Here is a 13,578-nt window from a genome sequence, read left to right on the forward strand (position 1 = left end):
TCCGCGTTCTTCGACACGAGCCGAAGCCGCACCCGCAGGTGGTGTGACATGAACACGTGCGGCAACCGTGAGAAGAAGGCCCGGTTCCTGGCGAACCATCGCAAGAACACCGACGGCTGACCGGAGGACTGTACCTCGTCACACCGTGGCAAGGACGTAGGAGAGAACGAATCCAGCGGCGGTGCTCAACGCGACCGTCGGACCTCCTTTTTCGCAGGCCTCGGGCATGAGAGTGTCTGCCAACGATGCGAGCACCGCGCCGGCAGCGAAGGCGAGCGGCAACGAGATCGTTTCGGGTGCACTCGAAGCGAGGGGGCCGGCGCCGACGACGACGGCCAGGGTGAGCAGTATGGCGCAGATCAACCACGTGCCGAGGATGAAGGTTCGGGATCGGCCCTGCGCGCGCATGGACGCGCTCCCGACCAGCGCTTCGGGAAAGTTGGAGACGAAGATCGCCACGAGCAGTGTTATCCCGCCTGTCCCTTCGCCGAGGGACACACCGAGGGCAACGTTCTCCGGCACTCCGTCGAGGGTGACCGCGGCCAGTAGCGCCAGTCCGGCGGATCCGCTGACGGAGGCAGTGGAGGGTGGTTTTCCGTTGCGGCGGCGTCGAGGTCGAGTTTCTCGCTGCCTTGCGGCTGTGGGTGCTTGCCCTCGGCCAGCCGGTCCAATTGCTGGCTGAGGAGGGTGAAGACGACTGCGCCGGCCGCGAGTCCGAGCGCTGCGCGCCAGATGCCGCCTTGTTGATACGACTCTTCGAACAGCTCGAAGGTCAGTGCTGTGATCAGTGCGCCTGCCGCAAAGGCCAGCATGGCGGCGAGTGCGCGCTTGGGGATGGTGAATCGGCCGCCGACCAGCGCGCCTATGACCAGGGCGCTGGAAGCGATCACTCCGAAGATCAGCGACTCCATGACGACGCCACCTCTTCCCTCACGCCCGCAGTAGCCGAGGAGATCGTTCCGACGAGTCCCGAGTACCCCGTTTTCGTTGAATCAGCCGGGAAGCTGATCGAGGCGGACGTGCTGTACGGGATCGGACGAGTACGGGCCGAACACGTTGGGTAGCGGCTACCTCGGAGGGGCGATCTCGGGGTCAGAACGGATTTGCCGTGGAGCCGACCAGGTCCGCAACGGAGTTGATGACGCGGGTCGGACGATAGGGGAATCGCTCGACGGATTCACGGGTGGAGATGCCGGTCAGGACCAGCAGCGTCTGCAGGCCCGCCTCGAGGCCGCAGACGATGTCGGTGTCCATGCGGTCGCCGATCATCAGCGTGTGTGCAGAGTGCGCACCGATCGCGCGCAGGGCAGAGCGCATCATCAACGCGTTCGGTTTGCCCACGAAGTACGGTTCGCGACCCGTCGCGCGGGTGATCAGCGCCGCGACGGCGCCGGTGGCGGGAAGCGAACCCTCCCGTGACGGGCCGGTCGGATCCGGATTGGTCGCAATGAACCGGGCGCCGCGTTCGACCAGTCGGATCGCGGTGGTGATCGCCTCGAAGGAGTAGGTGCGTGTCTCTCCGAGGACGACGTAGTCCGGATCGCTGTCGGTGAGCACGTAGCCGATGTCGTGCAGCGCGGTGGTCAATCCGGACTCGCCCACCACGTAGGCGCTGCCGCCGGGACGTTGATTCGCGAGGAACGTCGCCGTCGCCAACGCCGAAGTCCAGATCGCCTTCTCCGGAACGTCGAGGCCGGAGAGCAGGAGGCGAGCCCGTAGGTCTCGGGGCGTGCGGATGGAATTGTTGGTAAGCACCATGAACGGCGTACCGGTATCGCGGAGTTCGGTCAGGAACGCGTCGGCGCCGGGTATCAGGTGATCCTCGTGCACGAGAACACCATCCATGTCCATCAGGTAATTCCAGACCGGCGCGGATGTGGGTTCTTCGCTCATTCTTCGAGTGTGTCACTGACTGTTCCGGTAGGCAGCCGATACAAGGGTTATCACCCGACGACCGGTGTCGACTCCGTACTCACCCGCCGAGGTTTGCGACGGTCGAGTCGAGCACGCCCGCCTGCAGTTCGAGGTCGCTCTCGTCGTAGTCGCGATCCTGCGGCAGCTGCTTCCGGAGGTCTTCTCTGGTAACTACGAGAAACGGTCGGTTCTGATCGGTCAGCTCCTGACCTCCGACAACGCGGAACCGTCCCTCCTCCAGAACGAGTGCGGGGTCATCGAGCGTCGAATCGAGTAGTTCTCGAAGGTCGGTGGCGGTCAACTTGGTGGGCACATGTCCTCCTGCACTTGCTCGTCTCTCGAACCGTTGTCTTCTCACGGAGGTACCCGGTCGAGTGCCGGCTGAACCTGGGGGCGTTCGGGCGACGCGGCGGGTCGGCAATATCCTCGGGGAGTACATCGGCAGCGAATACTTCTGTGGCGGTATGCGTCGCCGCGACGTACGAAATGTCAAGGGACCGGGTGCGTTCGGTCGCCTCTCGGCGAAAGGCGCAACACGGCTCCAGCCGAACGGAACTTCCGTGAAGGCAATGGGTTGAGCCCGGGGGACACGAATACGCACCCGATCCGCCGAGCACAACGCGACCCGCTACCCGTCTATTCCCGGTGGGGACAAGCCGTCGGAAGTCGAACGCGTGCGCGAGGGACTGTGACCACGGACATTTTTGTTGATGCTTCAACCGGCGTACGATCGAGACCACTCATGTACACGGACTTCGCCACACTCGGCGGAACTCTCATCTGGTTCGCCGCTCTCATCGCCCTTACCCACATCCTCGGCCACACCCTCTGACCTTCCGACCCACAGTCGGCCACCCGATGCCCGAGGTATCTGCCGAACGCCCAGAAGGTGCTCTTCACACCTCCGTACCGGCAATCACGGGTAGCGTGGGTGGTACGGGCACCTTGCCCGCGACTTTTCGCCTTGACACGCGGCATCGTGAAACAGGCGGAAGAGGCTTCCCATAATGGCCGAATCAAGGCCCTTGGAGATCTACGAAGACCACCGAGCGGACGGCACGATCTCGGCGAAGCGTTGCGCGCAGTGACCGCGGCTGCGGCTGCCACGATCGCCAGGGTCGACTGTGCCGATATCGTGCTCATCGGCAAGAACACATTCGAGGCGCACGGAGTGGCGTCGTCATCGTCCCGGGAACTCGGTCGGATCCAACGCGACGCCGGTGGTCCCTGCATCGACGCTGCTGGGGTCACGAGCGTGGTCTACAGCAGCGACCTGCGGTCCGAGAGACGGTGGCCGCAGTTCACCGAGGAAGCCCTGCTGGTCGGGGTCGGCAGTGTGTTGTCCTTCCAACTCACACCCGAACCGATATCGCCGGTTCGCTGAACCTGTTCGCATCGAAGCCGCAGACTTTCGACGGTGCAGCGGTGGCGCTGGGCATCGCATTGGCGGCGCAGGCGGCGTCCGAGCTCACGGCTGCACGCGCGGAGCTGCATCTGCGCTCGGCGTTGGCTGCCCGAGACACCATCTGCCAGGCCAAGGGTGTTCTGATCCAGCGCTGCGACGTCGACACCGCCCGCGCGTTCGTGATGCTGCGGACACTGTCGCAGGATCTCAACGTCGCCCTCGCCCGAGTTGCCGAGCGAATCGTCGAGGACCACACCGCTTCTCTGTGATCGGTTGTCGGATCACGGAACTTCGAGGTATACGGGCTCAGTCCAGACAGAACTCGTTGCCTTCGATGTCCTGCACGACGATGCAGGACTCGTCCACACCGTCGGCGTGCAGAACCTTCACTTGCGCAGCGCCGAGCGTCACCAGTCGGTCGGACTCCGCTTGCAGAGCAGACAGTCGCTCGTCGCTCTCCAAGCCTGTGCCGACGCGCACATCGAGATGCACCCGATTCTTCGCAGCCTTCGCTCGGGTCCGACGAAATCGAAGGTGACCTGTACCTGCCTGACCGACACCATGCGGGTACGCCCCGTGGCCGAGAGCGGACCCTCGGATCGGCGCACGACACCTCGATGAGCCCGCTACACCACCGATGCGCCCCATCCGAACGCAGCCACGGCCACGATCGCTACCGCCCACAGCGGCGCTGTCACTTCGAATCCTCCACGTGTCGTCGGTTGGTAGAAGACCGCCCGCAGGCTACGTAACCGTGCGTTCCATTACAGGCGCGCAACAGGGTTGCAACAGTCTTCTCCGATACTCGAGAAACGAACAGACACCCTGTTCGCCCGGGAGGATGCTGGATCATCCGAGTTACACGGCTGCACTCCATCTCGTTGCGCGATTCTCCACGACCCCGGGGGGTAGCTCATGAACACCGGCAGCTGCTCGCGCGACGTTCCACCACCTCGGCGTGACGCCGCCGTACGAACCGATCGCCTGAGGGAGACGGAATGTCGGTCGTAGAACCATCGAAGAGTTCGAGGACCCGCAAGCACCACGACGGCGCCGACTTCCACGCCGAGAAGAGCGAATACCTCGAAAAACGTTCACTCCGTAAAGGAACCGCAGGGTGGGTGCTCCTCGCGGGACTCGGTGTCAGTTACGTCATCTCCGGTGACTACGCCGGATGGAACAACGGACTCGCCGAAGGCGGATTCGGCGGTCTGCTCATCGCCGGCGTGGTCATCGCGGGCATGTATTTCGCGATGGTGCTCGGGATGGCCGAGTTGTCGTCGGCCCTTCCGGCCGCAGGGGGCGGATACACCTTCGCTCGTCGCGCGCTCGGCCCCTGGGGTGGATTCGCCACCGGCACGGCCATTCTCATCGAGTACGCGATCGCACCTGCGGCCATCGCGACGTTCATCGGCAGTTATGTCGAATCGTTGAACATCTTCGGGATCACCGACGGATGGTGGATCTACCTCGCTGTCTACGCCGTTTTCATCGGCATCCACCTCACCGGTGCGGGCGAAGCGCTCAAGGCGATGTTCGTCATCACCGCCATCGCACTTGTCGGACTCGTGATCTTCGCAATCTCTGCGGTGGGACTGTTCGAGTCCGACAATCTCATGGACATCGCGCCGACCGGTGCCCTCGGTGCCTCGGACTTCTTGCCGTTCGGCTACTTCGGTATCTGGGCCGCGGTCCCATTCGCGATCTGGTTCTTCCTGGCGATCGAGGGCGTTCCTCTCGCTGCGGAGGAAGCGCGCGAGCCGGAGAAGAACGTGCCGCGCGGCATCATCTCCAGCATGCTCGTGCTCCTGGTGACAGGAGCGACCGTGCTGTTCCTCGCGACCGGTGCGATGGGTGCCGAGGGATTGTCGACCTCGGGCAATCCCCTCGTCGAGGCGCTGGGTGACGGGACCGCGGCGAAGGTCGTCAACTACATCGGGCTCGCCGGGCTGATCGCCAGCTTCTTCTCGATCATGTACGCGTACTCGCGGCAGACTTTCGCGTTGTCCCGTGCCGGCTACCTGCCGACGAGCCTGTCGGTGACGAATTCGCGCAAGGCGCCCATGCTCGCGTTGATCGTGCCCGGCGTGATCGGTTTCGTCCTGTCGCTGACCGGTGAAGGCGCGATGCTTCTCAACATGGCGGTCTTCGGTGCCGCCGTGAGCTACGTGCTCATGATGGTCAGCCACATCGTGCTGCGTGTGCGTGAGCCCGGGATGCGGCGTCCGTACCGCACGCCCGGTGGTGTGGTCACGACGTCGTTCGCGTTGGTGATCGCTGCGGCCGCTGTGGTGGCGACCTTCCTCGTCGATCCCGTTGCGGCTCTGTGGACGTTCGCCGCGTTTGCGGCATTCATGGCCTACTTCGGTCTCTACAGCCGTCACCACCTCGTCGCGAACTCCCCGGACGAGGAGTTCGCGGCCCTCGCGAAGGCGGAGGAAGAGCTGGGGTGACGACCTCAGCCCGGTTGCGCGGCCGCCCGCTCACAGCGTGCGGACCGAGGTGGGTTCGTAGACCATGACCGAAGCCGTCGGCGCTCCGCGGCAGGTCAATCGGCACGGGGGAGTGCGGTGGGCCTGCAGTTCGACGTCGACACGCTCCGGGTGTGGTGCACGACCGGCGAGCCGGATCCGCCAGCGATCACCCTCGCGCACACTCTCGGCGATCACGTAACCGCTGCGCCCGGCCGGACCGAAGCGTCGGAGCGTGGCGGCGAGCGCGGCCTGCTGAGGCGGAGACATATCGGTGTAGCCGCGTAGATGGTGGTGGTGGATCCGGTCGAAGAAGTGTTCCTCGATCGTGAGGACAGACGATTCGGCGTCGAGACCGCCGTAGTAGACACCGTCGGGTACGACGACGACGTTGGCGGCGAACCGGTCTCCGCCTACGTGCGAGCATTCCCAGACCTGATCGGGCCAGCGCTCGGCCAGAGCGCGCGCGACCGGCCGTCCACGCACGGCGCAGCACGGATCGTGGTGACCGTGAGCGCAGACCAAGAGGACGGAGGGGCCACCGGGGTCGCCGGGAGTCTCGAGGGCGGTGACGATCTGTGTCAGATCCTCCTCGCGATCCCACGTTCCCCATTGCTGACGCACCGTGCCCGAGGTCTCGCGGCGGAGCACCGCCCACTGGTCGTGTCCTCCGCGGCGACGACGGCCTGGGCGCTTGACCAGCAGTATGCGTGCGCGGGCCGCCTGCGCGGCGGAGAACACGGCCGTCTTGGCCGCGGCGTCGAGATCGAGCCCCTCGAACCCGTTCACCGGCCATCTGCCCCGATATTCGACGAGGATCCAGACGAATCCGCGCGGGGCCGTGCCGGCCATCGGATCACCCCGCAGGCGGGCATTGTCTGCGCAGAAGAAGCGTTCGGCTGAGACCACAGTGCACCGTCACTGTTCCGCGGGGACGAGGATCCCTGCGCGCAACAGCCGTTCGACCAGGTCGGTCCCGAGGGTTTTCGCCGGGTGGGATCCGCCGTCGAGCAGGCGCGTGACAGACGGCAGTTCCTCGTCCGCCACAGCGACACGGCCGACACGCGTGACCAGGTGTGAACCTTCCAGGCGCGCATACAGTGCGCTGCGGAGTTTCACCGTGGTGTCGGGGCCGAGATCGTGGACGGCGGCGAATTGGGCGAGCGGCGCCAGCGGTGCCGGACGGGCCTGCTCCCGCCGGGCACGGTGGAACAGGGAGGTGACGTCCGCCTCGCCCAGTACGGCGATGAGATGCTCACGAACAGCAGCGATCTCGGCTTCCAGGTCATCGATCCCCATGGGCAGCGCGTCGCGCATCTCGGGATCGTCGCCGAGCGCAGCGAGTGCTGCCCGGGTCAGATGCTCCGCAAGTGCGTGGCGCGTCCACGTGTGGATGCCGACGGTGAAGTGGATGGAGATCTCCCCTCGCGCCTCGGCGGCATGGATCCAGCCACGCGGTAGATAGAGGCAATCGCCGGGTTCGAGCACGGTGTCGATGCACGCAGGCTCTGTCGCGGCTCGGGCGACAGCGGCGCGGTGATCGGTCCAGGGTTGATTGCGCAGCGGCGCCGGGTGGACGGGCTCGTGGATCACCCATCTCTTGGTTCCCTCGATCTGCACGACGAAGACGTCGTGGACGTCGTAGTGGTGGCTGAACCCCTGGTTCCGAGGTGGAGTGATGTACGCGTTGACCTGGACGGGGTGTCCGAGTTCGTCGCTCAGAGCGGTGCCGAACTGCGAGATCGGTTCCCACGTGCGGTGCAGTGCCTGCAGGACGAGGGTGGCACCGTCGGCAAGGTTGCGCCAGAGCATCGTGTCGTCGAGTTGGTCGGAGATGGTCGCTCCGACACCGGCGGGGGAGGTGAACGACGAGTCCGGCAGTGTCATCCCGTCCTTGGCGACGCGAAGAAAGGGCGTGCGGAGTCCGCGACGCGAGATGAGTTCGTCGACCGCCTCGGCGGAGAACAGGTCGGTGAATGTCCCGGCGCTACGCGTCAGCAGTGGTGCTCGCCCCCAGATCTCGGACGCGAACTTCTCTCGACCGATGTCGATCAGGCGGGTTTCCAGGACTCCGGCGTCCGTTTCGACGCCGGAGTCCTGGGTGCGGTGCGAGGAGTCCTCACACTCAGCTGCCGCCGTCGGCTCCGCCATCGGCTCCTCCGTCAGCCCCACCGTCGGCTCCACCATCGGCTCCGCCGTCGCCACCGCTGTCGGCTCCACCATCGGCCCCGCCGTCCGCACCGCCGTCGCCACCGCTGTCGGCGCCCCCGTCGGCTCCGCCGTCAGCGCCACCGTCGTGAACGCCCGGGACGCCGACTGCGCCGCCGTCCGCCGGGCCTTCCTGGCCTTCGTCCTTGTTCGGATCCTGCTGTGGGTCAGTCATGATTCCTCCCGAGGTCAAAAGGCTTGGGAACAGCGGCGTTACCGGCTCCCGGAGCCTGCAGCGGTGTATCGTTCGGCCGTTCTCAGCTTATCCGGGCGCATCGGTGGCCACGTTCGATTCCGAGATCATCGAACCGTTGTGCCACGCGTTCTACCCGCGCACTCGCCGGCGCGGCGTCGCGTAGAAGAAAGCCGAGGCGTTGCTCGCCGATAATCGGGTACAGGAGAGTATGGCTGACGAGAATCCCGACGCGTCCGAGTTCGACCCGCAGAACCCCGATCCCGCGAACACTCCCGGTCTCGAACCCGGGGGCGGGGTGGCGCCCGGAGATACTCCGCCCGCCGAGACCTCTGTGGGCGGTCCGCAGCACGAACCGCCACAGCGCCGCAGTGCCGGCGCCCTCGTCGCCATCGTGATCGCAGTGGTCGTGGCCCTGATGGTGGCCGGCGGTCTGCTCGTTCGAGCAATCGGGTTGTTCTGAACAGTCGACCGAACGAAGGTCAGAGAGGTACCGGAAGAACGAATTGCCTTGCGGTAGTTGAAGAGGTCGGGGCGGATCGCATCACGACGACGTCACGCCGCCGTATCGGTCGATTCGATGCGACGGCGGGTTCGGCGCGCCCCACGTTCCGAGCCAGATCGTCTTCACGTTGACCAGCATCCGTCTCGACTCGGCTTCGGAGGGCCTGAGCGATCGGTCCTTGAAGAACGCCATGACGATCATGTCGGTCAGCGTCGTGACGAGACCCTCGTGGTCGTCCGACAGCGGAGTGATCTCCCCGGCGTCGGCGTCCCTGCTCATCTGCGCTGCCAGTTGGTCGTTGAGATCGGTGACCAGCGACGTCCACCGAGCTCTGAGCTTGTCGTCGTAGTTGACGGCCTGAAGGCCCGCGACCATCACGCGGTCGCGCTCGACCCAGGCGCGATAGGACGTGCCGAAGAGTCGGTCGAAATAGTCGGCGTGGGATTCGCCGGCGCTGGATCGTCACAGCCGCACGCGCAGCGGGACTGTCGTCGCCGATCCAGAGTATCTGGACCGCCGTGAGCGACCTGGCCGGGCTCGCGGAATCGTCCCGAGTCGGCCGCATCCAAGGATTCTTCGGACGCTCCGTCGTCCACCCGAAGCAGATCGACATTGTCAACGAGGCCTACACGCCCTCGGCCGAGGAACGAGAGCGCGCGCAGCGCATCGTTGACGACGCGTCCGCGTCCTCGGCGGCGGGGGAGTCCGCGGTCCTCGACGAGAACGGCAGATTCATCGACCCGGCGGTCGTTGCGAATGCTCGCGTCGTACTCGACCGAGCCCCGGCCATCACAGTACGAGGAGCCACATCATGACCGAACAAACCATCACCGGTCCCGACGCACTGCTGAATGCGGTCGTCGACACCGACGTCGACATCGTCGAGCTGGGACATCCCCACACGACCGGTATGCCTTGCTCACCGAACCACCCCGGATTCCGGATGACGCTCATCCGCCGGCACGGCGACATGGTGCGACCCGACGGCGGATCGGCATCGAACGAGATCATCGTGACCGGCGGACACGTCGGCACCCACGTCGACGCGCTCTCCCACGTCAGCCACGAGGGCAAGCTGCACGGCGGCATCGACGCCCAGGAAGCCCAGCGCGGTGGAAAATTCTCCCAGCTCGGCGCGGAGTCCATTCCCTTCATGCTTCGCCGTGGACTGCTCCTCGATGTCGCACGGGTCCGCGGCGTCGACTCCCTCGACGTGGGGCAGGCGGTCACCGAACAAGACCTGCGCGATGCGGCCGACGCCGCCGGTGTGACACCGCGCCGCGGTGATGTCGTGCTGATCCGTACGGGATGGGCCCGGTACTTCGACGATCCGCAACGCTATCTCGGCCAGCAGGACGGTGTTCCGGGCGCCGATGTCGGTGCGGGCCGGTGGCTCGCGGCCAGCGGCATCGCGGCCGCCGGTGCAGACACGACCGCCTTCGAACACATCCCGGCGGGCAAGGGGCACAGTGTTCTTCCGGCCCACCGAGTGATGCTGGTGGAGAACGGAATCCACATCATCGAGCACCTCGACCTCGAGGATGCAAGCGCCCGCGGCCTGACCGAATTCACGTTCGTCATGGCACCGCTGCGCATCACCGGCGGCACCGGTTCGCCCGTGCGCCCCGTCGCGGTGGTGGCCTCGTGACCAGCACCGAGACCCGACACGACCTGACCGGAACGGTCGTCGGCCGGCTCGCCGCCCTCGCCGCCGACATCCGCACCACGGGACTGCCCGCAGAACGGCGCAAGGACGTCGCGCGCCGGGTGCTCGACCTGCTCGGAAACTCCCTCGCGGCGCACGACCAGCCGTCCGCTCGCGTCGTCACCGAGGTGGCACGCAACTGGTCGGGCGCAGCCGCGGCCACCGGCATCGGCACCGGAGAGCGGTTCCCGGCGGCCACCGCCGCGCTCGTCAACGGAACACTCGCCCATTCGATGGATTCCGACGACACCCATCTGCCGTCGGTGCTGCACCCGTCCGCTTCGGTGATCCCGGCGGCGCTCGCCGTCGGTGAAGCAGTGGGAGCCTCCGGTGCAACCGTTCTCGACGCTGCGGGTGTGGGTATCGAGATCGTGGTCCGCCTGGGAATGGGCGGCTACGACGAGGAACTCGGCAACTCCGAATTCTTCGAACGTGGCCAGCACGCAACCTCCATCGGCGGTGCCGTAGGTTCGGCTGCCGCCGCAGCGATGCTCTACGGACTCGAGACCGAAGGCATCGCGGACGCCATGGGCATCGCCGCGAGCTTCGGTGCCGGATTGCTCGAAGCCAACCGCACCGGCGGCACGGTCAGGCGGACGCACTGCGGATGGGCCGCACACTCCGGTGTCACCTCGGCAGAATTCGCTCGCGCCGGTCTCACCGGACCGCCGACCGTGATCGAAGGACGCTTCGGATTCCTGCACGCCTTCTGCGGCGATCGGGCCGACACCGCGAAGGTGCTGGACGGACTGGGCGAGCACTGGGAACTGCCGGGCATCTTCTTCAAGCCCTACCCGTGCAACCATTTCACCCACGCCGGCATCGACGCCGCGCGGGCGCTCGTCCGCGACGGTCTGGACCCGGCCGACATCGTGGAGATCCAACTCGGCGTACCGAAGCCGGTACTACGCACGATCGCCGAGCCCCCGGCATCGAAGGCTGCTCCCGAATCCGGTTACCACGCGGCCTTCTCGGGCCCGTTCACCGTCGCACGGGCACTGCTCGGTGGCTCGGGACTCGGTGTGGGACACGCCGATTTCACCGACGCTGCCGCGAAGGATCCGCGCACACTCGAACTCGCGCGGCTGGTCACGAGTTACAGCGACGACCGCTGCGACGAGATCTACCCACATCAGTTCCCGGCGGTGCTCCGGGTACGTACGCGGGACGGTTCCTGGCACGAGGCTCGCGTCGACTATAACCGGGGTGGCCCGGCGAACCCGCTCTCCGACGACGAGCTCACGATGAAGTTCGATCTCAACCTCGAAGGACGGTTGTCGCCGGAGAGCGCCGTAGAGGTCGCTGGAGCCGCGCTGGCGCTCCCCGCCGCCGAGTCACTCGATGCCCTGATGGCGACCGTGCGCGGTTGATCCACGCAATGTGCGGATCGTGATGGTGTGCCGTCCGGTCGCACGCGAGAAGGCGGGTCTTCTCCGGTAGCTCTGTACCGAAGAAGACCCGCCTTCGGCGCAGCGCCTACGGAGTGCGCACGCGGGCGAGAAACTCTGCGACCATCGTCAGGACGGTGTCGCCGTTCGTAGCTCGCGGCGCAGCAATTTACCCGTCGCCGTCTTCGGGATGTCGGAGATGATCTCGACGTAGCGTGGGCACTTGTAGGCGGCCAGTCGCTTCTTCGTGAACGCGATCAGCTCATCGGGCGTGACTGTGGCTCCGGGGCGGAGGCTGACGAAAGCCTTGACCGTCTCGCCGCGGTATTCGTCGGGCACACCGACCACCGCAGCTTCGCGAACGGCGTCGTGTTCGTAGAGCACGTCCTCGACCTCGCGAGGCCAGACCTTGTAGCCACTGGCGTTGATCTGATCCTTCTTGCGATCGATGATGTAGAACCAGCCGTCGCTGTCCATATAGCCGACATCGCCGGTGTGCAGCACGCCGTTCGGGATCGAGTTCGCGGTGGCCTCCGGCTTGTTCCAATACCCCGCCACCACCTGCGGTCCCGCCGTCACGAGCTCCCCGACCTCGCCCGGGGGAAGGTCGTTGCCGTTGTCGTCGACGATCCGCACGACAGTGTCGTAGACCGGCACGCCCACAGAGGTCGCGCCGGTCAGCTCGTCGACCGGTGCCCGCCTGCCAAGGGGCACCCCATGCGACGGGGAAGTCGTTTCGGTGAGGCCGTAGATGTTGTGGATGTAGTGGCCGAACCTCTCCTCGAACGCCGCGATGGTGCTCGGTGGGATCGGTGCTCCACCCGAGTAGATCTTGGTCAGGCTCGCCAAGGCCTCCTTGCTCGCGTTCGGGGCGTTCATCAACGCGATGAACACCGTGATCGATCCGACGGTGAACGTGGCGCGTTGCTTTTCGATCGTCTCGATGGTGTCGGCCGGATCCATGCGGTACATCAGGACCAGCGGTGCACCGGTCAGCAGTGACAGGGCGATGTGGCCGACGAGTCCGGTGATGTGGAACAGCGGTGCGACGCCGAGGACGACGTCGTCGGGGCCGATGTCGATCCAGTCCCGGTAGGTCTGCGCGTTGAACGCCACGTTGCGGTGGGTGGTCATCGCACCCTTCGGCGGGCCGGTGGTCCCGGAGGTGTACGTCAGGAAAGCGACCGTGTCGGGGCCGATCTCGGCAGGAGGGACGGTCCGGCCCCGGAACTCCGCGAGCATCTCCGCCATGTCCGTAGTGCCCGCGCACTCGATGCGTTCGACGCCGGCGAGGGTGCCGCTGTTCGCACTCTGGTACTCCAGTTCCGACGTCGTGATCACGGTGCGCACGTCGGTCGACTCGACGACCTTCGCTGCCACGTCGGTGTTGAGGGATTGCAGCGCGACCAGGACCGTGGCACCGGAGTCGCGCAGGATCTCCTCGAGTTCGCGTTCGCGGTACATCGGGTTGGCGGACACCGCGATACCGCCGGCCTTCCACGTTCCGAGCTGGGCGATCACGAATTGCGGCACGTTCTGTGCGTAGATCGCGACTCGTTCTCCTGGACGGAACCCGGCGTCGAGGATGCCCGCAGCGAAGGCGTCGCTCAGCTCGTCGAGTTCGCGTGCGGTGATCCGGCCGTCGAAGTAGCGGATGATGTCGGCGTCCGGATTGCGGTCGACGGTCGCCCGGAACATCGCCAGGGCATTGTCGAACTCGATCGTGCGTGGTTGCCGTTGCGCAGCGTCGTACTGCGACAACCACACCTTGTCGCCGTAGATGGTCATG

The 13,578-nt window shown here is 65.9% G+C and carries 17 protein-coding genes and 1 pseudogene; 8 read left to right on the forward strand and 10 right to left on the reverse strand.

Annotated elements, in window-relative coordinates; all coding sequences use genetic code 11:
• Nucleotides 1-120: pseudogene (locus tag AC0LPE_RS12120) on the forward strand (CGNR zinc finger domain-containing protein); the annotation flags it as partial.
• Nucleotides 121-138: 18 nt separating this feature from the next.
• Here AC0LPE_RS12120 and AC0LPE_RS12125 read toward each other — a convergent pair.
• The 4 genes from AC0LPE_RS12125 to AC0LPE_RS12140 form a co-directional block, all read right to left on the reverse strand.
• A complete protein-coding gene (locus tag AC0LPE_RS12125) occupies nt 139-459 on the reverse strand; it encodes a ZIP family metal transporter (protein ID WP_490604551.1) in 321 nt (106 codons plus the stop codon).
• Nucleotides 460-467: 8 nt separating this feature from the next.
• The gene (locus AC0LPE_RS12130; protein ID WP_490604552.1) at nt 468-911 is read right to left on the reverse strand and encodes a hypothetical protein; all 444 of its coding nucleotides are present in this window, start codon (nt 909-911) and stop codon (nt 468-470) included.
• 181 nt (nt 912-1,092) lie between these two features.
• Nucleotides 1,093-1,893, reverse strand: coding sequence for an HAD-IIA family hydrolase (locus AC0LPE_RS12135; RefSeq protein WP_160875389.1), 801 nt, complete (start codon nt 1,891-1,893; stop codon nt 1,093-1,095).
• A 79-nt stretch (nt 1,894-1,972) separates the two neighbouring features.
• On the reverse strand, nt 1,973-2,227 hold the full coding sequence (locus AC0LPE_RS12140; RefSeq protein WP_088899005.1) for a hypothetical protein: 255 nt from the start codon (nt 2,225-2,227) through the stop codon (nt 1,973-1,975).
• A 666-nt stretch (nt 2,228-2,893) separates the two neighbouring features.
• Here AC0LPE_RS12140 and AC0LPE_RS12145 point away from each other — a divergent pair.
• Both AC0LPE_RS12145 and AC0LPE_RS12150 read left to right on the forward strand, forming a co-directional pair.
• A complete protein-coding gene (locus AC0LPE_RS12145) occupies nt 2,894-3,298 on the forward strand; it encodes a hypothetical protein (RefSeq protein WP_490606404.1) in 405 nt (134 codons plus the stop codon).
• A 41-nt stretch (nt 3,299-3,339) separates the two neighbouring features.
• Complete coding sequence (locus AC0LPE_RS12150) at nt 3,340-3,588, forward strand: ANTAR domain-containing protein (protein WP_490604553.1); 249 nt, start codon at nt 3,340-3,342, stop codon at nt 3,586-3,588.
• Between the two features lie 37 nt (nt 3,589-3,625).
• On the opposite strand, the gene AC0LPE_RS12155 is transcribed toward AC0LPE_RS12150, so the two are convergent.
• Nucleotides 3,626-3,967 carry a VOC family protein gene (locus AC0LPE_RS12155; protein ID WP_490604554.1) on the reverse strand — a complete coding sequence of 114 codons (342 nt, stop codon included), beginning with the start codon at nt 3,965-3,967 and terminating at the stop codon, nt 3,626-3,628.
• A gap of 350 nt (nt 3,968-4,317) precedes the next feature.
• Here AC0LPE_RS12155 and eat point away from each other — a divergent pair, with 350 nt between their 5' ends.
• On the forward strand, nt 4,318-5,772 hold the full coding sequence (gene eat / locus AC0LPE_RS12160) for an ethanolamine permease (protein ID WP_490604555.1): 1,455 nt from the start codon (nt 4,318-4,320) through the stop codon (nt 5,770-5,772).
• 30 nt (nt 5,773-5,802) lie between these two features.
• Here the strand turns inward: eat and AC0LPE_RS12165 are convergent, their stop codons facing one another.
• The 3 genes from AC0LPE_RS12165 to AC0LPE_RS12175 all read right to left on the reverse strand — a co-directional run bounded on the left by AC0LPE_RS12165 (nt 5,803) and on the right by AC0LPE_RS12175 (nt 8,173).
• Nucleotides 5,803-6,642, reverse strand: a complete 840-nt coding sequence (locus AC0LPE_RS12165) for a sucrase ferredoxin (RefSeq protein WP_490604556.1) — start codon at nt 6,640-6,642, stop codon at nt 5,803-5,805.
• A gap of 66 nt (nt 6,643-6,708) precedes the next feature.
• Nucleotides 6,709-7,941, reverse strand: a complete 1,233-nt coding sequence (locus tag AC0LPE_RS12170; RefSeq protein WP_490604557.1) for a cupin domain-containing protein — start codon at nt 7,939-7,941, stop codon at nt 6,709-6,711.
• Complete coding sequence (locus AC0LPE_RS12175) at nt 7,916-8,173, reverse strand: hypothetical protein (RefSeq protein WP_016690757.1); 258 nt, start codon at nt 8,171-8,173, stop codon at nt 7,916-7,918. Before AC0LPE_RS12175 ends, AC0LPE_RS12170 begins: the two co-directional genes overlap by 26 nt.
• Before the next feature lie 229 nt (nt 8,174-8,402).
• On the opposite strand from AC0LPE_RS12175, the gene AC0LPE_RS12180 reads away from it, so the two are divergent.
• Entirely contained in the window at nt 8,403-8,654 is a 252-nt protein-coding gene (locus AC0LPE_RS12180) for a DUF6480 family protein (RefSeq protein WP_120282760.1), read from the forward strand.
• 81 nt (nt 8,655-8,735) lie between these two features.
• Here AC0LPE_RS12180 and AC0LPE_RS12185 read toward each other — a convergent pair whose 3' ends face one another.
• Nucleotides 8,736-9,071 carry a hypothetical protein gene (locus AC0LPE_RS12185; RefSeq protein WP_490604558.1) on the reverse strand — a complete coding sequence of 112 codons (336 nt, stop codon included), beginning with the start codon at nt 9,069-9,071 and terminating at the stop codon, nt 8,736-8,738.
• 143 nt (nt 9,072-9,214) lie between these two features.
• Here AC0LPE_RS12185 and AC0LPE_RS12190 point away from each other — a divergent pair, with 143 nt between their 5' ends.
• From AC0LPE_RS12190 to AC0LPE_RS12200, 3 genes are read left to right on the forward strand one after another with little or no spacing between them, the layout of a single operon-like run.
• A complete protein-coding gene (locus AC0LPE_RS12190; RefSeq protein ID WP_226949835.1) occupies nt 9,215-9,511 on the forward strand; it encodes an HpcH/HpaI aldolase/citrate lyase family protein in 297 nt (98 codons plus the stop codon).
• On the forward strand, nt 9,508-10,344 hold the full coding sequence (locus AC0LPE_RS12195; RefSeq protein ID WP_490604559.1) for a cyclase family protein: 837 nt from the start codon (nt 9,508-9,510) through the stop codon (nt 10,342-10,344). Before AC0LPE_RS12190 ends, AC0LPE_RS12195 begins: the two co-directional genes overlap by 4 nt.
• A complete protein-coding gene (locus tag AC0LPE_RS12200) occupies nt 10,341-11,771 on the forward strand; it encodes an MmgE/PrpD family protein (protein WP_490604560.1) in 1,431 nt (476 codons plus the stop codon). Before AC0LPE_RS12195 ends, AC0LPE_RS12200 begins: the two co-directional genes overlap by 4 nt.
• A gap of 147 nt (nt 11,772-11,918) precedes the next feature.
• Here the strand turns inward: AC0LPE_RS12200 and AC0LPE_RS12205 are convergent, their stop codons facing one another.
• Nucleotides 11,919-13,577 (reverse strand): class I adenylate-forming enzyme family protein, encoded by a 1,659-nt coding sequence (locus tag AC0LPE_RS12205; RefSeq protein WP_490604561.1) that lies wholly within the window; start codon nt 13,575-13,577, stop codon nt 11,919-11,921.
• Nucleotide 13,578 lies beyond the last annotated feature (1 nt).

This window comes from Rhodococcus sp. S3 (assembly GCF_058211795.1).